This is a genomic window from Leclercia barmai (genome assembly GCF_049312895.1).
GTDB classification, from domain to species: Bacteria; Pseudomonadota; Gammaproteobacteria; order Enterobacterales; family Enterobacteriaceae; genus Enterobacter; species Enterobacter barmai.
On record NZ_JBMNWZ010000004.1, the window covers coordinates 1 to 16,847 of the forward strand.

At 56.2% G+C, this 16,847-nt stretch carries 20 protein-coding genes and 1 tRNA gene; 7 read left to right on the forward strand and 14 right to left on the reverse strand.

The genetic code is table 11. The annotated features are described in order from the left end of the window. Window positions 1-161: 161 nt before the first annotated feature. Window positions 162-503 (forward strand): TehB family protein, encoded by a 342-nt coding sequence (locus tag ACOYA6_RS15730; RefSeq protein WP_138370478.1) that lies wholly within the window; start codon window positions 162-164, stop codon window positions 501-503. 219 nt (window positions 504-722) lie between these two features. Here the strand turns inward: ACOYA6_RS15730 and ACOYA6_RS15735 are convergent. Then, window positions 723-798, reverse strand: a tRNA-Phe gene (locus ACOYA6_RS15735). 95 nt (window positions 799-893) lie between these two features. Continuing rightward, window positions 894-1,604 carry a DUF554 domain-containing protein gene (locus ACOYA6_RS15740; RefSeq protein ID WP_039029786.1) on the reverse strand — a complete coding sequence of 237 codons (711 nt, stop codon included), beginning with the start codon at window positions 1,602-1,604 and terminating at the stop codon, window positions 894-896. 398 nt (window positions 1,605-2,002) lie between these two features. Here ACOYA6_RS15740 and ACOYA6_RS15745 point away from each other — a divergent pair, with 398 nt between their 5' ends. After that, the gene (locus tag ACOYA6_RS15745) at window positions 2,003-4,138 is read left to right on the forward strand and encodes an ornithine decarboxylase (protein ID WP_422654982.1); all 2,136 of its coding nucleotides are present in this window, start codon (window positions 2,003-2,005) and stop codon (window positions 4,136-4,138) included. Window positions 4,139-4,175: 37 nt separating this feature from the next. Here the strand turns inward: ACOYA6_RS15745 and ACOYA6_RS15750 are convergent, their stop codons facing one another. The 4 genes from ACOYA6_RS15750 to mutY all read right to left on the reverse strand — a co-directional run bounded on the left by ACOYA6_RS15750 (window position 4,176) and on the right by mutY (window position 8,182). Further along, a complete protein-coding gene (locus ACOYA6_RS15750) occupies window positions 4,176-5,432 on the reverse strand; it encodes a nucleoside permease (RefSeq protein WP_139563597.1) in 1,257 nt (418 codons plus the stop codon). A 236-nt stretch (window positions 5,433-5,668) separates the two neighbouring features. Further along, on the reverse strand, window positions 5,669-6,748 hold the full coding sequence (gene mltC / locus ACOYA6_RS15755; protein WP_039030108.1) for a membrane-bound lytic murein transglycosylase MltC: 1,080 nt from the start codon (window positions 6,746-6,748) through the stop codon (window positions 5,669-5,671). A gap of 83 nt (window positions 6,749-6,831) precedes the next feature. Further along, on the reverse strand, window positions 6,832-7,104 hold the full coding sequence (locus tag ACOYA6_RS15760) for an oxidative damage protection protein (RefSeq protein WP_039029789.1): 273 nt from the start codon (window positions 7,102-7,104) through the stop codon (window positions 6,832-6,834). A 25-nt stretch (window positions 7,105-7,129) separates the two neighbouring features. Continuing rightward, window positions 7,130-8,182 carry an A/G-specific adenine glycosylase gene (gene mutY, locus ACOYA6_RS15765; protein WP_039029790.1) on the reverse strand — a complete coding sequence of 351 codons (1,053 nt, stop codon included), beginning with the start codon at window positions 8,180-8,182 and terminating at the stop codon, window positions 7,130-7,132. 144 nt (window positions 8,183-8,326) lie between these two features. Here mutY and trmB point away from each other — a divergent pair, with 144 nt between their 5' ends. Genes trmB through ACOYA6_RS15780 form a run of 3 tightly spaced genes read left to right on the forward strand, consistent with a single transcriptional unit; the run spans window position 8,327 to window position 10,144 of the window. Continuing rightward, on the forward strand, window positions 8,327-9,046 hold the full coding sequence (gene trmB, locus ACOYA6_RS15770) for a tRNA (guanosine(46)-N7)-methyltransferase TrmB (RefSeq protein WP_039029791.1): 720 nt from the start codon (window positions 8,327-8,329) through the stop codon (window positions 9,044-9,046). Next, entirely contained in the window at window positions 9,046-9,372 is a 327-nt protein-coding gene (locus ACOYA6_RS15775; protein ID WP_039029792.1) for a YggL family protein, read from the forward strand. The genes trmB and ACOYA6_RS15775 overlap by 1 nt, the downstream gene beginning before the upstream one ends. 52 nt (window positions 9,373-9,424) lie before the next feature. Then, entirely contained in the window at window positions 9,425-10,144 is a 720-nt protein-coding gene (locus tag ACOYA6_RS15780; RefSeq protein ID WP_422654983.1) for a YggN family protein, read from the forward strand. Window positions 10,145-10,225: 81 nt separating this feature from the next. Here ACOYA6_RS15780 and ACOYA6_RS15785 read toward each other — a convergent pair whose 3' ends face one another. The 6 genes from ACOYA6_RS15785 to ACOYA6_RS15810 form a co-directional block, all read right to left on the reverse strand. After that, window positions 10,226-10,564 (reverse strand): endonuclease domain-containing protein, encoded by a 339-nt coding sequence (locus ACOYA6_RS15785; RefSeq protein ID WP_422654984.1) that lies wholly within the window; start codon window positions 10,562-10,564, stop codon window positions 10,226-10,228. A 63-nt stretch (window positions 10,565-10,627) separates the two neighbouring features. Further along, complete coding sequence (gene hemW, locus ACOYA6_RS15790) at window positions 10,628-11,770, reverse strand: radical SAM family heme chaperone HemW (RefSeq protein WP_422654985.1); 1,143 nt, start codon at window positions 11,768-11,770, stop codon at window positions 10,628-10,630. Next, window positions 11,763-12,356 (reverse strand): XTP/dITP diphosphatase, encoded by a 594-nt coding sequence (locus ACOYA6_RS15795; protein ID WP_422654986.1) that lies wholly within the window; start codon window positions 12,354-12,356, stop codon window positions 11,763-11,765. Before ACOYA6_RS15795 ends, hemW begins: the two co-directional genes overlap by 8 nt. 3 nt (window positions 12,357-12,359) lie before the next feature. Continuing rightward, window positions 12,360-12,656, reverse strand: coding sequence for a DUF167 family protein YggU (gene yggU, locus ACOYA6_RS15800; RefSeq protein WP_422654987.1), 297 nt, complete (start codon window positions 12,654-12,656; stop codon window positions 12,360-12,362). Beyond that, window positions 12,653-13,219 carry a YggT family protein gene (locus ACOYA6_RS15805; protein WP_039029798.1) on the reverse strand — a complete coding sequence of 189 codons (567 nt, stop codon included), beginning with the start codon at window positions 13,217-13,219 and terminating at the stop codon, window positions 12,653-12,655. The genes yggU and ACOYA6_RS15805 overlap by 4 nt, the downstream gene beginning before the upstream one ends. Window positions 13,220-13,240: 21 nt before the next feature. Beyond that, window positions 13,241-13,942 (reverse strand): YggS family pyridoxal phosphate-dependent enzyme, encoded by a 702-nt coding sequence (locus ACOYA6_RS15810; RefSeq protein WP_138370486.1) that lies wholly within the window; start codon window positions 13,940-13,942, stop codon window positions 13,241-13,243. Window positions 13,943-13,959: 17 nt separating this feature from the next. Here ACOYA6_RS15810 and ACOYA6_RS15815 point away from each other — a divergent pair, with 17 nt between their 5' ends. Beyond that, the gene (locus ACOYA6_RS15815) at window positions 13,960-14,937 is read left to right on the forward strand and encodes a type IV pilus twitching motility protein PilT (protein WP_039029800.1); all 978 of its coding nucleotides are present in this window, start codon (window positions 13,960-13,962) and stop codon (window positions 14,935-14,937) included. Between the two features lie 93 nt (window positions 14,938-15,030). Further along, on the forward strand, window positions 15,031-15,720 hold the full coding sequence (locus tag ACOYA6_RS15820) for an IclR family transcriptional regulator (RefSeq protein WP_039029801.1): 690 nt from the start codon (window positions 15,031-15,033) through the stop codon (window positions 15,718-15,720). 39 nt (window positions 15,721-15,759) lie between these two features. On the opposite strand, the gene ruvX is transcribed toward ACOYA6_RS15820, so the two are convergent. Next, window positions 15,760-16,176: a Holliday junction resolvase RuvX gene (gene ruvX / locus ACOYA6_RS15825; RefSeq protein WP_139563590.1), complete on the reverse strand. Its 417-nt coding sequence runs from the start codon at window positions 16,174-16,176 to the stop codon at window positions 15,760-15,762. Continuing rightward, complete coding sequence (locus tag ACOYA6_RS15830) at window positions 16,176-16,736, reverse strand: YqgE/AlgH family protein (protein WP_039029803.1); 561 nt, start codon at window positions 16,734-16,736, stop codon at window positions 16,176-16,178. The genes ruvX and ACOYA6_RS15830 overlap by 1 nt, the downstream gene beginning before the upstream one ends. Window positions 16,737-16,847 lie beyond the last annotated feature (111 nt).

Here is a 16,847-nt window from a genome sequence, read left to right on the forward strand (position 1 = left end):
TCCCGTCCTGCCCGGTGGCGCTGCGCTTACCGGGCCTACAAAAAACAATTCTCTGTCATATATCCTCCATTAATAATAGAAATGAGAGTTATTATCAAATGGGCTTTACAGGCTTATCATAAACATGTAATTTAAATGCATGTTTTAAGTCGGAGGTCATTATGAGCCATCAAAGAATCCCCAAAAACTGGACAATCAAACGTTCAACTCCCTTCTTCACTAAAGATAACGTTCCTGCAGCGCTTCTGAGCCACCACAATACCGCAGCTGGCATCTTTGGGCAGCTTTGTGTGATGGAAGGAACCGTAACCTATTACGGCTTCGCGAACGCAGAGGCAACAGAACCAGAAGTGAAGGTTGTGATTAACGCAGGTAACTTCGCGACCAGCCCACCGCAGTACTGGCACCGTATTGAGATGACGGATGACGCCCAGTTCAATATCAACTTCTGGGCTGAACCGACCTTCTCTGGGGAAGAAGTCTACAGCGCGAAAAAGGCGTAACGCCGTTTGTTAGCGAAGGGCGCTCTTAATCATTGACTGTATAGTGTCTGGACGGCCATAAGAAGCCAGATAGACGCAGGACTGTGTTGCAGAAGTTAAAACCTTCGCAACGCGTATGGGTCGCAAATTTAGGGCCATTAAAGAAGAGTTAATAGAGAGCGATGAAAGTTCGGTTCTGCAAAAGCAAAAACCCGCCTTTTGGGCGGGTTCTTTAAATAGTGGTGCCCGGACTCGGAATCGAACCAAGGACACGGGGATTTTCAATCCCCTGCTCTACCGACTGAGCTATCCGGGCAACGGGGCGCATTAAACCCGATCTACCCTCTGCCGTCAACGATATTTGTTAATTTCGCTACTGACCGCACACTCTGTCGCCATTTCGCTGCAATATCAGGCAAAAAACGCAGTCCACAGGGCAGAGAGCGGCATGGCGATCACCAGCGCAGGCAGCATATTCACCACCGCAAACATCTTGATCCCACAGATCCTCAAACCCGTCGCCAGCAGCAGCAGGCCACCGACGGCGGTGAAGTCAGCCATCATTGCCGGGGTTGTCAGCGGCAGTATCAGCGTGGCGCAGGTTGCCAGGGCGAGTTGGATAAGCAGCATCGGCACGCAGATGGCGGCGACGGCAATACCGAGTGTGGTCGCAAAGATGGTGGCGGTAAAGAAATCGAGAAAGGCTTTCGCGATCAGTATGCTCGGATCGCCGGTCATTCCTTCCTGCATCGAACCAAAAATCCCCGTACCGCTGGCGCAGAACAGAATAATGATGGCCACATAGTTCTGGATAAACGCGTCGTGACCGCCGCCTTTCTGTTTACCCCGCGAGAGCAGATTTTTCGCTCTGCTGACGGCACCATTAATACCCTTCTCCAGATAGCAAAACTCGCCAATCAGCGCTCCAAGCAGCGTTGCCAGCACCATTACCGGCAGGTTGGCGCACTTGATGACCAGCAGAATACCTATGCCTAATGAGGCCAGGCCGAAGATCGAGGGCATGGAGGAGCGAATACGCTCCGGTAATCGCTGGCTCAGCACGGCGCCCAACACGCCGCCCAGCAGCACGGCGCCTGCGTTAATAAATGGTCCAATAACCACTGCGAACTCCTGTTATTTACTCATTGATATTGCATTATTATTACTCTTTTCAGTGAGTAATCGCCAAATGTAATGACGTATTTTGCATAAAGATTCCTTCTTGCACCACCTTATGAAAGGTGACATTATTGCGCGAATTTTCTTCTCTCAGATACGGGGCCGCCCATGAACAGATCTTCTCTCGCTGTGCGAATGGCTGGCCGTATCGACACATCTTATTCTACGCTCACCATGCGGTGAGGGTAACGCAGGCTCACTGCAGGACAACAGTAAAACCAGACGCGTTCTGTTTTTACTGATGTCTGGCGGTCGGAGCTGAACTCCGGTCAGACACATTCGTTGGGCAGGGGGACTCCCTGTCCGGGGCTTTTTCTCGCCTTGCACGGGTATTTGCGCTTATGAAATCAATGAAAATTGCCGTCAGCCGCGAGCTGGCGTCCGCCTTATCCACGCACCGGGAAGTGGTGACGCTGGATAACACAGATTTTACGGATGTGGCGGCAGTCGTCATTACCGTCGCTGACAGTCACAGCGGCATCCTCGCGTTACTGAAACGCACCGGTTTCCATCTGCCTGTCTATATGTTCTCAACAGAGCCTGTAGAAGCCCCTGCGGGTGTCGATGCGGTGATCGACGGCAAAGCGCAGGAGTGGTTAGAGCTGGAAGCCGCCGCCTGTCGCTACGAAGAGAACCTGTTGCCGCCGTTTTTCGACACCCTCACTCAGTACGTGGCGATGGACAACAGCACCTTTGCCTGTCCGGGGCACCAGCACGGCGCGTTCTTTAAGAAGCACCCTGCAGGGCGTCAGTTTTTCGATTTCTTCGGTGAGAACGTCTTTCGTGCCGATATGTGCAACGCCGACGTGAAGCTTGGCGATCTGCTGATCCACGAAGGTTCCGCCAAACATGCGCAAAAGTTCGCGGCGAAAGTGTTTAACGCCGACAAAACCTACTTCGTTCTCAACGGCACCTCGGCCGCCAACAAGGTGGTGACCAATGCGCTGCTGACCCGTGGCGATCTGGTGCTGTTCGACCGCAACAACCATAAGTCCAACCACCATGGCGCCCTGATTCAGGCCGGTGCCACGCCGGTTTATCTCGAAGCGGCGCGCAACCCGTTTGGCTTTATTGGCGGCATTGATGACCGCTGTTTTGACGAGGCCTACCTGCGGGAGCTGGTCCGTGAAGTCGCTCCGGAAAAAGCCCGTGAAGCGCGCCCGTTCCGCCTGGCGGTGATCCAGCTCGGCACCTATGACGGCACCATCTATAACGCCCGCCAGGTGATCGACAAGATTGGCCAGCTCTGTGACTACATCCTGTTCGACTCCGCGTGGGTGGGTTACGAGCAGTTTATCCCGATGATGGCGGACAGCTCGCCGCTGCTGCTGGAGCTGAACGCCAACGATCCGGGGATCTTTGTCACCCAGTCGGTGCACAAACAGCAGGCCGGGTTCTCCCAGACTTCGCAGATCCATAAAAAGGATAACCATATCCGCGGCCAGGCGCGTTTCTGCCCGCATAAGCGGCTCAACAACGCCTTCATGATGCACGCCTCTACAAGCCCGTTCTACCCGCTGTTTGCGGCCCTCGACGTGAACGCCAAGATCCACGAAGGGGAGAGCGGGCGTCGGCTGTGGGCAGAGTGCGTTGAGCTGGGCATTGAAGCGCGCAAGGCGATTATTGCCAACTGTAAGATGATTAAGCCGTTTATCCCGCCGGTCGTGGCCGGACGTCCGTGGCAGGATCACCCAACCCACGCGATTGCCAGCGAACTGCGCTTCTTCAGCTTTGAACCGGGGGCGAAATGGCACGGCTTTGAGGGCTATGCCGACCAGCAATACTTTGTCGATCCCTGTAAACTGCTGCTGACCACGCCGGGCATCGACGCCGAAAGCGGCGAATATACCGATTTTGGTATTCCGGCGACCATTCTGGCGCACTACCTGCGTGAGAAAGGCATTGTTCCGGAGAAGTGCGATCTCAACTCCATTCTCTTCCTGCTGACCCCGGCGGAGAGCGCCGAAAAAATGGCGCAGCTGGTGGCAATGCTGGCCCAGTTTGAGCAGCACATCGAAGATGATACCCCGCTGGCGGATGTTCTGCCGACCATCTGGAACAAATATCCGGTGCGCTACCGCGACTACACGCTGCGCCAGCTCTGCCAGGAGATGCACGATCTGTATGTCAGCTTTGACGTGAAAGATCTGCAGAAGGCGATGTTCCGCAAAGAGAGCCTGCCCACCGTGGTGATGAACCCGCAGGATGCCAACCAGGCCTTTATTCGCGGTAACGTCGAACTGGTACGCATTAGCGAAGCCGAAGGGCGCATCGCGGCGGAAGGGGCGCTGCCATACCCGCCGGGCGTGCTGTGCGTGGTGCCGGGTGAACTCTGGGGCGGCGCGGTGCAGCGTTACTTCCTGGCGCTGGAAGAGGGCGTCAATCTGCTGCCCGGTTTTTCACCGGAACTGCAGGGCGTATACAGCGAGAAGGATGCGGACGGGATTAAGCGTTTGTACGGCTATGTACTGAAGTAAAAAAAATCCCCCTCCGCAGGGAGGGGGACTTAACCGATTAATGCGCGACGGTTTGCGCACCTGTTGGGGTACGAACATGTTTGTACTTGAACAGCACCATGAACGCGAAAGCCAGTACCAGTGAGTAGCCTGCGAAGATCAGCCACACCGGCTGCCAGTTAGTAATACCGTTAGTGGTATACATCTCCACAACCTTGCCGCTCACCACGCCGCCGAGAATACAGCCGAAGCCGTTGGTCATCATCAGGAACATGCCCTGGGCGCTGGCGCGGATTTCCGGACGAACCTCTTTTTCCACGAACACGGAACCGGAGATGTTGAAGAAGTCGAAGGCGCAGCCGTAGACAATCATCGACAGAACCAGCAGCACGGTACCGAAGGCAGACGGGTCACCGTAGGCGAACAGACCAAAGCGCAGCATCCACGCGAAGATACTGATCATCATCACGTTCTTGATGCCGTAGCGGCTCAGGAAGAACGGGATGGTCAGGATGAACAGTGTTTCGGAGATCTGGGAGATCGACATCATCACCGAGGCATGTTCAACGATAAAGCTCCCGGAGAACATCGGGTCGTTATCAAAGCTGTGCAGGAAGGTGTTGCCGAACATGTTGGTGATCTGCAGCTCCGCACCCAGCAGCATGGAGAAGATGAAGAAGATCGCCATGCGTTTGTTTTTGAACAGCGCGAACGCGTCCAGGCCGAGCATGGAGCTCCAGCTCTGGTTTTTCTGCTGGTTAGAGACCGGAATGTGCGGCAGCGTCAGGGTGAACAGCGTCAGCACCAGAGACAGCGCAGCACCGATGTAGAGCTGCATATGGCTCAGTTCGAAGCCTGCGAAGCTCACGCCCCACATCGCCATGATAAAGCCGATGGTGCCCCAGATACGGATCGGTGGGAAGTCGGTCACGATATCCATACCGGCGTTTTTCAGACGGTAGTAGGAGATGGTGTTGATAAGCCCCAGCGTTGGCATATAAGCCAGCGAGTTAAGCAGGATCACCATAAACATCGCCCCTGGCGTGGTGACTTCGGCCGCCATAAACAGCGTACCCGCCCCCACCAGATGACAAAGCGCATAGACCCACTTCGCGCTTATCCATTTGTCCGCCACGATCCCGAGCAGCGTCGGCATCAGGACAGCGGCAATGCCCAAAGAGCTATAGACAGCGCCGATAGAGGCACCGTCGAATTTGAGCGTGACAAACATGTAGGAGCCGAGCGTGGTCAGCCAGCTCCCCCACAGACAGAACTGCAGAAACGACAAGATTTTAAGCTGCAGCTTAAGGTTCATGTTACTTTCCTCACAAGAGAGCGGGCTGTATGTTGGTGTAGAAACATTTGGGTTTTGGATTTGATGCAATTCTATCAGCGAGTGGCGTTATGTTTTGTTACCTCCCGCAAAAAAATGCAATCCACATTAATTTGCAGTTTGGATTGTGATGCAAATAACAATTTCGTATGGATAAAGCGGGCGGTCAGGAATGAAGGATTACCCTCTCCACAACGGAGAGGGTAAAAAAAGTCACACTACTTTCTACGATAGCTCTTCTGAGCCGTATTGACCTTATAGAGGTAGCGGCGGGACTCTGCGGAAGGGTGACGGGTGGTGAGGGTCTGATAAACATCCCCCGGCGACATGCTGTTGATGATGCTCGCCGCCTTGATTTTATCGTTGGAGAAGACGCGCAGCACGCTGCCTGCGCCACCGTTATAGGCGGTGATCACCGCGTAGCGACGCGAGGTCGGGTTATCAATGCCGCCCAGGTAAACGTTATTCAGCATCGCCAGATAGGCGGTGCCGGTATCGATGTTGCTTGCGGGATCGAACAGATAGCTGCGGCTCGGGGTGCCGGAACGCCCCTGCGAGCGGAACACGTCTTTGCCGGCGCTGTGCTGCACAACCTGCATCAGGCCCAGGGCGTCGGAACGGCTTACCGCGTAAGGGTTAAACGACGACTCCGTCTGCATAATCGCCAGGATCAGCGACTCATCCACACCGTATTTACGCGAGGCCTGGCGTACCATCCCGACATATTTATGCGCACGCTTATCGAGGTGGTTCGGCACCAGGTTAATGGTTACGCTGTAGATCACGCGCAGGCCGTTGCTGCGGCTTTTCAGGCGCGTCTGCAGCAGATAGTTGGCAAAGTTGTTGGCGCGGCCTTCCCAGCGGATGGACTGGCCGGTCTGATCCACCACCTGACCATAGAGGAACGGCTCTCTGGAGATAGTGATATCGTCGGTGTCGGAGTAGAGATCGATAGAGCCCGGATCGTCACCCATCAGCAGGGTTTTAACGATCGCCTGACGCAGTCGTCCGGCAGGATCGGTCCCGGCGATGGTCTCGACGGTGATAGTCCCTTCGTCAAAGTTGATGTGGCTGCGGGTCTGGTAGCCGTCGGTGTACTTAACGTAGTCCTTTGGACCGGCGATCAGAACTTCGTTAAAACCCCATATGTTTTCGATGTTATGGGCGAACTGCCCCATCAGAATGTCAAAACCGTTGGTGTCCTTTACCCAGGCTTCGTTATAGCTATCGCCTTTATTACTGGAGGAACACGAAACAAGTAACGGTGCAACAAGAGCAAGCGCTAAAAATTTTTTCATCATTCCGGGAGTGCGTGTTGTGTTTGTTCCGGGGCAGTTTTCGCCGGGTAAGCGTAGCGCCACCCGGCATCAACCGCTGGGTATTATTTTTCTGGCGGCGTATAACCTTCGATGTGCACCTCTTTCCCTTCAAACAGGAAATTGACCATCTCTTCTTCGAGCTGTTTACGGTGTTCAACGTTCATCATGTTGAGCTTGCGCTCGTTAATCAGCATGGTTTGCTTGTGCTGCCACTGCGCCCACGCTTCTTTTGAGATCTCGTTATAGATGCGCTTACCCAGATCGCCCGGATAAAGCTGGAAGTCCTGACCTTCTGCTTCACGTTGCAGGAAGGTGCAAAAAATTGTTCTGGCCATACTGATTCCTCTTTGTCGCCCGGAGCTAAACCGTTGCTCCGACACGTAATTGCTGTAACAGGCGCTCTACGGGAGCCGCCAGACCCACTGATGGCGGTTGCGCTAAGTTATACCAGAGAGCGCTGCCTTCATCCATGCACGCCGTGAATGAGGACACGGGAAGCCACATCGGCACAATATCCAGATGGAAATGGCTGAAGGTGTGGCGAAACGCGGTGAGCTGCACAAGAGTATCGGCGCTAATGCCGCGCTGCGCCAGCCAGTCGCGAAGTCCGGCCTCATCCTCAAACTGCGGGAAGCAGAACAGTCCGCCCCATAATCCACTCGGCGGACGCTGGGCGAGGTACACGGTCTCCTCGTGCTGCATCAGCAGAAAATAGCCGGTACGCTCTGGCAGGGTCTGCTTCGGCTTTTTACCGGGATACTGCGCCCACGACTGGTTAGCATAGGCCACGCACAGATTATTGAGCGGGCAAAGTTCGCATTTAGGTTTCGAGCGGGTGCAGACCATCGCCCCTAAATCCATCATCGCCTGGTTAAAACGTTCAACCCCTCTGGCGGGCGTCACCGCTTCACTGATTTCCCACAGGCGTTTTTCCACCTCTTTTTTGCCCGGCCAGCCGCTGACTGCGTAGCAGCGCGCCAGCACGCGTTTCACGTTGCCGTCGAGAATAGGGAAATGTTTGCCCAGCGAAAGGGAGAGGATCGCCCCGGCGGTGGAGCGCCCGACGCCCGGCAGGGCGGCCACTTCATCGAAGGTTTCGGGGAAGATGCCACCGTGCAGCGACACCACCTGCTGGGCGGCTTTGTGCAGATTGCGGGCGCGGGCGTAATAGCCCAGCCCGGTCCAAAGATGCAGCACTTCGTCCAGCGGGGCGTTGGCCAGATCGGTGACCGTCGGGAAACGCGCCATAAAGCGCTCAAAATAAGGGATAACCGTCGCGACCTGCGTTTGTTGCAACATCACCTCTGAGAGCCATACTTTGTACGGTGTTTTTTCAGTTTGCCAGGGCAGGGTTTTACGCCCGTATTTGTCGTACCAGTCCAGCACCTGGGCTGAAAATTGAGAGGCTTGCATGGTCTTCGCTTTGCGGTATCAGGGACGCAGATTGCAGCACAGCGGCATGCGGCTGTAAACCGGATCTTTCCCATGCTTGCATCCGGTCATTAACTTTGGATAATGCCCGTTTCCCGAACATTCTCACAAGCAGACTACTCTTTTATGAAAAACGACGTCATATCACCGGAATTCGATGAAAACGGCCGCCCGCTGCGCCGTATTCGCAGCTTCGTCCGCCGTCAGGGGCGCCTGACAAAAGGGCAGCAGCACGCGCTGGATAACTACTGGCCGGTGATGGGCGTTGAGTTCACCGAACAGCCGCTCGACTTTGTTGAACTCTTTGGCCGCGATGCGCCGATTACGCTGGAGATCGGTTTCGGTATGGGCGCTTCGCTGGTCACGATGGCCAAAGCGCGCCCGGAGCAGAACTTCCTCGGTATTGAGGTACACTCACCGGGCGTAGGCGCTTGCCTGGCGACGGCTCATGAAGAGGGCGTCGAGAACCTGCGCGTCATGTGTCACGACGCGGTAGAAGTGCTGCACAAGATGATCCCTGACAATTCTCTGAACATGGTTCAGCTCTTTTTCCCTGACCCATGGCACAAAGCGCGTCATAATAAACGCCGTATCGTTCAGGCACCGTTTGCCGAACTGGTCAAAAGCAAGCTGAAGCTGGGTGGTGTTTTCCACATGGCGACCGACTGGGAACAGTATGCGGAACATATGCTGGAAGTGATGTCAGGTCTCGACGGGTATAAAAACCAGTCGCAGAGCAACGACTATGTGCCGCGTCCTGAATCACGTCCGGTAACCAAATTTGAACAGCGTGGCCATCGTCTTGGTCACGGCGTATGGGATTTAATGTTCGAGAGGGTGAAATAATGGCAAAGAACCGTAGCCGTCGTCTGCGTAAGAAAATGCACATCGACGAGTTTCAGGAAATTGGTTTTTCGGTTGCATGGCGTTTCCCGGAAGGCACCAGCGTAGAAAAAATTGATGAAGACGTGGATGCGTTCATCAATGAAGTGATCGAGCCGAACAAACTGGCGTTTGACGGCAGCGGCTACCTGGCGTGGGAAGGGTTGATCTGCAAACAGGAGATCGGCCAGTGCACAGAAGAACACCAGGCCATCGTGCGTAAGTGGCTGGAAGACCACAAATTCGAAGAGGTGCGCATCAGCGAACTTTTCGACATTTGGTGGGACTAATAGAGCATCAGGGGCCAGCAATTGCTGGCCCATTTTGTATGAGGGAGAAGATATGATGCGCAAAACGCTGCTCGCTGCGGCTTTAATGACCACGGCCCTGACTGCTCACGCAGAGTACAAATGCGAAGTCACGCCGCGCGACGATGTGATCCTCAGTCCGCAAACCGTGCAGGTAAAAGGTGAGAACGGCAACCTGGTGATCACCCCTGATGGCAACGTGATGTTCAACGGCAAGCAGTACCAGCTCAGCGCCGCCCAACGTGAACAGGCGAAAGATTACCAGGCCGATCTGCGCAGCGCGCTGCCGTGGATAGACGAAGGCGCGCAGAACCGCGTGGAAAAAGGCCGTGTGGCGCTGGATAAGATCATCGCTAAAGAGGTAGGGGAGAGCAGCAACATGCGCTCGCGCCTGACCAAACTGGACGCGCAGTTAAAAGAGCAGATGAACCGCATTATTGAGCATCGTACCGATGGCCTGACCTTCCACTACCAGGCGATCGATCAGGTGCGCGCCGACGGGCAGCAGCTGGTGAACCAGGCGATGGGCGGCATTTTGCAGGACAGCATTAACGAGATGGGCGCCAAAGCGGTGCTGAAGGGCGGGGGCAACCCACTGCAGGGCGTGCTGGGTAGCCTGGGCGGTCTACAAACCTCTATTCAGAACGAATGGAAAAACCAGGAAGCTGATTTCCAGAAATTCGGTAAAGACGTGTGTAAACGGGTGGTTTCGCTGGAAGAGAGCCGCAAGGGGCTGGTGGGATCGCTGAAGTAGGTTGGTGCGCTCTGGGCCCCTCACCCCGGCCCTCTCCCCATGGGAGAGGGAGTACGAGTTCCCTCTCCCTGTGGGAGAGGGTTAGGGTGAGGGAATCAGGCATTGCAGATGTTGCAGAATAACCATCAATACGCCCTCTTCGTTCGCCCTGAATTCGTTATTCCAGAACCGAATCACACGCCAGCCACGCGAATTCAGATAAGCCGTTCTGCGTAGATCGTACTTTTCATCATCCTGATGCTGTCCACCATCCAGTTCAACAATTAATCGGGCCTTAAAGCACGCAAAATCAACGATGTAAGAACCCACCGGCATCTGGCGGCGAAACTTGAAGCCATAGAAATGCCGTCCCCGAAGTAGATACCAAAGGCGCACCTCTTCTGGCGTCATGTTTATTCGTAGCTGTTTTGATTTTTCCATCCCCACACTCTGCCAGCTTTTCCCTCAGCCAGCAGAACGGGATGCAAAATCCTGAATCATGCTTCAGGATTCTTCGGCGAGGAAAAGCTCGAGAAGGGAGTTTAAGAACAGTTTGCCATGCTCGGTGATCTGCCAGAAATCTGCGCACTCGGTTAGATACCCCTGCGCCAGCGCCTCGTCAATCTGCGGGCGAATCACCGATTCCGCTAACCCGGTATACAGCGTAAACTCCGCGCGCGGTGCGGCTTCCAGCAGTCGGAAGCGGTTCATAAAGAACTCGAACGGCTTATCTGCGGCTTCGACATCATGGCTGCGCTCAAGATAGCGTCCTTCCATATAGCCGCGCGGATGGCGGGTTTTGGCCGTGCGCAGAATACGCCCGTCCGGGAATGTCACTTTGCCGTGTGCGCCACATCCAATGCCCAGGTAGTCGCCAAAACGCCAGTAGTTCAGGTTGTGCTGACACTGATAGCCCGGCTTTGCATAGGCCGAGGTTTCGTACTGCTGATAACCGGCGGCGGTCAGCAGTTGGTGGCCCTGCTCGAAAATATCCCACAGCGCGTCATCATCAGGCAGTACCGGGGGACGCGACCCGAACAGCGTGTTCGGCTCAATGGTCAGCTGATACCACGAGAGGTGCGGCGGATTCAGCTCAATGGCCTGGCGCAGATCGTCCAGCGCCTCTTCCAGAGACTGATCCGGCAGGCCGTGCATCAGGTCGAGGTTGAAGCTGCGTAACCCCAGCCCGGTCGCGAGATGGGCGGCACGCTTCGCCTCATCCGGGCCATGAATTCGGCCCAGACGCTTTAACTTCGGCTCGCTGAAGCTCTGCACGCCAATGGAGATACGGTTCACCCCGGCGCGCTGATACTCCACAAAACGGTCGGCCTCAACCGTCCCCGGATTGGCCTCCATGGTAATTTCTGCATCCGCTGCCAGACTGAGGCGCGCACGCACGCCATCCAGCAGCGTCTGCATCGCCGGGCCTGAGAGCAGGCTCGGCGTACCGCCACCGATAAAAATGGTCTTAACTTCACGTCCCTGCGCGTAAGCGACGTCGGCGTCCAGATCGGCAAGCAGATGCTGAACGTAATCGTCATGAGGCACTTCGCCTTTCAGCGCATGCGAGTTGAAATCGCAGTACGGGCATTTCTGCACGCACCACGGGATGTGAATATAAAGACTCAGGGGTGGCAAATTAGCCATTACGTAATGCTTCCAGTAACAGTTTCAGGGCGCGTCCACGGTGGGAGATCGCGCTTTTTTCTTCGCGGGTCAGTTCCGCAGCGGTTTTGCCCTCGGTCGGGACAAAGAAGATCGGGTCATAGCCAAAGCCGCCGCTGCCAGCCGCCTCGCGGGCGATGACACCCGGCCAGCTGCCGTGGCAGACAATCGGCGTTGGGTCTTCGGCATGGCGCATATAGACCAGCACGCAGTGGAACTGTGCCTGGCGCTGCTCGTCCGGTACGTCCTTAAGCGCGTCCAGCAGCTTTTCAAGGTTCTGCTGGTCGGTGGCATCGACGCCGGAATAGCGGGCGGAGTAAATTCCTGGCGCACCGCCAAGCACGTCCACCGCCAGCCCGGAGTCGTCGGCAATGGCCGGCAGACCGGTGACCTGCGCGGCATGGCGCGCCTTCAGAATGGCGTTTTCGATAAACGTCAGGCCGGTCTCTTCGGCAGAGTCCACGCCCAGTTCGGTCTGGGCGACCACGTCCAGACCAAAATCATTTAACAGCGAGGCCAGCTCGCGCACTTTACCGGCGTTACCGGTAGCGAGAACAACTTTTTGCATGTGTTAATCCTGTTGTATCAGTGCCGCGACTTCCGTCGGGATATGTTGCGGATTAAGAATTTTGACCTGCTTGTGGCGTCCCAGTTCACCCTTCTCGATCAGCACATGGCCTTTCGCGACGCGAAACTGCTTAGCCAGATACTTCACCAGTTGGGCATTCGCCTGGCCGTCCACCGGGGGCGCGGTGATGGCGACTTTCACTTCGTCGCCATGCAGCCCGATAATTGAATCACGGCTGGCTTTCGGCTGAATATACAGCCGTAAAACCAGCCCGTCGGCGCAAGTGCTGACCGCACTCATAACGCCATCCACAGCCCCGGCAGCAGCACGTTGCCTGTGGACTGCAGCAGTTCAGCAATACCCATGTTGATGACGTACAGCAGCAGCACGAGGATCATCGGGGAGAAGTCGATCCCGCCCATGGCTGGCAGCAGATTACGAATCGGGCGCAGCAGCGGGTCGGCGAGCTGAATCAGGGAGTATTCCACCGGGCTACGGCCCTGGCTTACCCAACTCATGATCGCCATCAGCAGCAGCACCCAGAAAATCAGCAGGCCGATGGTTTTTATCAGGATCAAAACCGCTGCGATCCAGATGATCGGCTGGAAGGTGATGACCATAAACAGCACGATCGCTTTTACCACGCACAGGATCAGCGCAATCAGCAGAGAGGCGCTGTCAATAGGGCCCATCGGCGGGATCACCCGGCGCAGCGGCCCGACAATCGGTTGGGTGACTTTCACGACAAACTGCGAGAAGGGGTTATAAAAATCACAACGGGCCCACTGCATCCAGACGCGTAACAAAAGCACCATCGTATACAGTTCAATGACCGTTGAGAGCAGGAAGGTCAACGTCTTCATGGCGTTCCTCAGGTTTCCTTATTATTGGGTGTAATCGCGCGCGCCGAAAATAGCTGTCCCGATGCGCACCATGGTGCTGCCAGCTGCAATCGCGGCAGCCATATCGTCCGTCATGCCCAGTGAAAGCGTGTCGACCGTTGGGAAGCGTGTTTTAAGCGCCTCAAATGCTACAGCCATTTGCCGGGCTACGGCAAACTGCCTGTCGTAATCTGACTCCGGGGCCGGGATCGCCATTAACCCGCGAAGCGTAAGGCCAGGCATGGCTGCCACCTGTTCCGCCAGCTGATCAAGCGCTTCCAGCGCAATACCGGATTTGCTGTTCTCATCGCTAATATTGATTTGAATCAGCACGTTAAGCGGTGGCATTTCTGCCGGGCGCTGTTCGCTCAGACGGGTGGCGATGCGCAGTCGATCGACGGTATGACACCAGTCGAAATGCTCCGCCACCAGCCGGCTTTTGTTCGACTGCAGGGGCCCAATAAAGTGCCACTGCAGATCCGCGGCGCCTGCTTCCCGGAAGTGGCGAATCTTTTCCACCCCTTCCTGCACGTAATTTTCACCGAACATGCGCTGGCCTGCGTCAATCGCTTCTGCGATGGCGCTCGCAGGTTTGGTTTTACTGACTGCAAGCAACGTAACTTCTTCTGAAGCACGGCCGCAACGCGTTGCTGCGGCTGAGATTTTGTCCCTGACCTGTGCCAGGTTATGCGCAATGTCGTTCATTTTCCGGGGATCATTAAATGGATATGGAAGAAATTGTGGCCCTTAGTGTAAAGCATAACGTGTCGGATCTACACCTGTGCAGTAACGCGCCACCACGCTGGCGGCGGCGCGGGAAAATGGAATTCGCCCCTTTTCCGGGGCCGGATGTCGCCATGCTGCTGAAAAGCTGGCTCAGCGATGAGCAGCAGGGAGCCTGGTGCGCCCAGGGGCAGGTGGATTTTGCCGTCGCGCTGGAGCACCATCGGCTGCGGGCCAGCGCCTTTGCCCATACGCAAGGCTGTTCGCTGGCGCTGCGGCTGCTTGCAGAGCAGTGTCCGCAGCTGCGAACCCTGGGCACGCCGCGGGCGATACCCGAGCTGCTGACCAACGATAACGGCCTGATTCTGGTGACCGGGGCCACCGGCAGCGGCAAATCCACCACCCTTGCGGCCATGGTCGATTTTCTCAATCACCACAGTGACGGGCATATTCTGACTCTGGAAGATCCGGTGGAGTTTATCCATCAGAGCAAGCGCTGCCTGGTGCAGCAGCGGGAGATTGGCCTGCACTGTCCGTCGTTTGCCGATGGGTTACGGGCGGCCCTGCGTGAAGATCCGGATGTGATCCTGCTGGGCGAACTGCGTGACAGCGAGACGATCCGCCTTGCGCTCACCGCCGCCGAGACGGGGCATCTGGTGCTGGCGACTCTGCATACCCGGGGCGCGGCTCAGGCGGTAGAGAGGCTGGTGGATGCTTTCCCCGCCCAGGAAAAAGAGCCGGTACGTAAACAGCTGGCGGGCAGCCTGCGCGCCGTGCTGGCGCAAAAGCTCGAAAGGGATAACCAGCAGGGTCGCGTCGCGCTGTTTGAGCTGCTGGTGAATACCCCTGCTGCCGCGAATTTGATCCGTGAAGGTAAAACTTATCAACTGCCCGGCGTGATCCAGACCGGGCAGCAGGCGGGCATGCAGAATTTCGATCAGAGCCTTGCCGAGCGCCGGGCACAGGGGCGGCTGTAATGCATTAGCGGCAGCAGAGAATGGCTTCGCGGCCTTGTTTCCTTCGGTACGGGCGCTAAAATCGACTTTCTGATTGCACTGATTGAAGCGGCTATGTCATCACAACCGAACCAAAGTCTTATCGACGGCATTCGCTGTCTGCAGTATCTGGTTTCCAGCGGCCGCGCCATCGGCTGCCGTGAACTCGCACGACTGATGGGGATTAACACCACCCGTGTTAACCGTTTGCTGATGACGATGGCCTCCATTGGCCTGACCATGCAGGACGATCATCGTCGCTATCTTCCCGGCCCCGGCATTCATGCCCTGGCGGCGCAGTCCATCCGTGGCTCTGAGCTCTTCTCCCGGGCGCTGCCCCGGCTGGAGCGCCATGCGCCGCGCGACATCGTGGTGGCGCTGGGGGTTTTGTGGGAAGACCAGGTTATCTATATCTGGCACTCCGTTCCCGGCAGCCAGACCAGCCAGGCGCTGGCCGGTTTCCACATGCTGCCTGCCTGGCAATCGGTGATTGGTATGTCGCTGCTGGCGAGCGAAACGGATGAAGCGCTAATCCCTCGCTTTACGCCCGAGCAGTGGCAAAACCTGGCCCCACATGTGGCCCAGCAGCGCGAGCAGGGGCATGTGATCTGGCATCACGACGACGGTGAAGTGTCGATGGCGCTGCCCGTGGGCGCGCATCATGCCGCGCTGGCGTTTGCCGGTATGTGGAATATTGACGATGCGAGCGTCCGGACGCGTCTTACTGAACTGACCGCGCTCAATGCCACGCTGCTGGCGGAATAAACGTGATTTGCCCGGGGAACCGGGCAAAGGGAAGGGGGATCAGTAACCCTGCTCGAAGAAACTCTCAAGGATAACCACGGCGGAGGCGGAATCGACGCTGCCTTTGTTAAGCGCGCGGAAACCGCCATGCTCAAACAGACCGGCGCGAGCTTCTACCGTGCTTAACCGTTCGTCGTGCAGCTTAATCGCCACTCCAAAACGGCCATGAATTTTATTGGCAAAATTGCGCGCCCGGGCAGTTAATGGCTGTTCGGTGCCATCCATATTCAGCGGTAAGCCGACAATGACGACATCCGGCTGCCACTCTTTCAGCAGTCGTTCAATCAGGTTCCAGTCCGGGGTGCCGTTTTGCGCTTTCAGCGCCGTCAGCGGACGAGCGGTGCCGGTAATGCGCTGGCCGATTGCCACGCCGATACTTTTGGTGCCGAAATCAAAGGCGAGAAGCGTGCCGCTCATCAGGCATGCCCCGCTACGCCAGGCATGGTCTGGATATCAATGCCAATCAGCTTAGCCGCATCACGCCAGCGATCGGCGATCGGGGTTTTAAACAGAATGTTCAAGTCTGCCGGGGCGGTGAGCCAGGCATTATCCAGGATCTCCTGCTCAAGCTGACCTTTTTCCCATGAGGAGTAACCGAGCGCCACCAGCACATCGGCAGGCTGCTTTTCTGTGCCCAGCGTCTCCAGCACGTCACGGGAGGTGGTCACAACGGTATTGTCAGAGATACGGATGCTGGAGGAAAAACCTGGCGGCGTATGCAGGATAAAGCCGCGATCTTCTGCCAGCGGGCCACCGAGCATTACCGGTTTGTCGAGACGAATTTCAGGCACACGTTCGTCCTGGGAAATTTTCAATTTTTCCAGAATGCCTTCAACAGAAAGATTTTCCAGCGGTTTATTGATGATAATCCCCATCGCGCCTTCTTCGCTGTACTCGCAGATATAAACGACGGAACGGCGGAAAATCGGGTCCTGGAGAGCAGGCATGGCAATAAGAAAGTGATGCTGTAAATTCATTGTCAGAGGTTCTGTTTCCTGGTTTAAAAAGCGACAGCACCCAGTATGCGGACAAAACCCGATACTGTCACTATACACTTCGCCCTTCACGCTGCCTCTGCGTTGGCTGCG

Coding starts and splice junctions, on each gene's coding strand:
- ACOYA6_RS15730 (WP_138370478.1), top strand. CDS start 162: ATGAGCCATCAAAGAATCCCCAAAAACTGGACAATCAAACGTTCAACT.
- ACOYA6_RS15745 (WP_422654982.1), top strand. CDS start 2,003: ATGAAATCAATGAAAATTGCCGTCAGCCGCGAGCTGGCGTCCGCCTTA.
- ACOYA6_RS15750 (WP_139563597.1), bottom strand. CDS start 5,432: ATGAACCTTAAGCTGCAGCTTAAAATCTTGTCGTTTCTGCAGTTCTGT.
- mltC (WP_039030108.1), bottom strand. CDS start 6,748: ATGAAAAAATTTTTAGCGCTTGCTCTTGTTGCACCGTTACTTGTTTCG.
- ACOYA6_RS15760 (WP_039029789.1), bottom strand. CDS start 7,104: ATGGCCAGAACAATTTTTTGCACCTTCCTGCAACGTGAAGCAGAAGGT.
- mutY (WP_039029790.1), bottom strand. CDS start 8,182: ATGCAAGCCTCTCAATTTTCAGCCCAGGTGCTGGACTGGTACGACAAA.
- trmB (WP_039029791.1), top strand. CDS start 8,327: ATGAAAAACGACGTCATATCACCGGAATTCGATGAAAACGGCCGCCCG.
- ACOYA6_RS15775 (WP_039029792.1), top strand. CDS start 9,046: ATGGCAAAGAACCGTAGCCGTCGTCTGCGTAAGAAAATGCACATCGAC.
- ACOYA6_RS15780 (WP_422654983.1), top strand. CDS start 9,425: ATGATGCGCAAAACGCTGCTCGCTGCGGCTTTAATGACCACGGCCCTG.
- ACOYA6_RS15785 (WP_422654984.1), bottom strand. CDS start 10,564: ATGGAAAAATCAAAACAGCTACGAATAAACATGACGCCAGAAGAGGTG.
- hemW (WP_422654985.1), bottom strand. CDS start 11,770: ATGGCTAATTTGCCACCCCTGAGTCTTTATATTCACATCCCGTGGTGC.
- ACOYA6_RS15795 (WP_422654986.1), bottom strand. CDS start 12,356: ATGCAAAAAGTTGTTCTCGCTACCGGTAACGCCGGTAAAGTGCGCGAG.
- yggU (WP_422654987.1), bottom strand. CDS start 12,656: ATGAGTGCGGTCAGCACTTGCGCCGACGGGCTGGTTTTACGGCTGTAT.
- ACOYA6_RS15805 (WP_039029798.1), bottom strand. CDS start 13,219: ATGAAGACGTTGACCTTCCTGCTCTCAACGGTCATTGAACTGTATACG.
- ACOYA6_RS15810 (WP_138370486.1), bottom strand. CDS start 13,942: ATGAACGACATTGCGCATAACCTGGCACAGGTCAGGGACAAAATCTCA.
- ACOYA6_RS15815 (WP_039029800.1), top strand. CDS start 13,960: ATGGATATGGAAGAAATTGTGGCCCTTAGTGTAAAGCATAACGTGTCG.
- ACOYA6_RS15820 (WP_039029801.1), top strand. CDS start 15,031: ATGTCATCACAACCGAACCAAAGTCTTATCGACGGCATTCGCTGTCTG.
- ruvX (WP_139563590.1), bottom strand. CDS start 16,176: ATGAGCGGCACGCTTCTCGCCTTTGATTTCGGCACCAAAAGTATCGGC.
- ACOYA6_RS15830 (WP_039029803.1), bottom strand. CDS start 16,736: ATGAATTTACAGCATCACTTTCTTATTGCCATGCCTGCTCTCCAGGAC.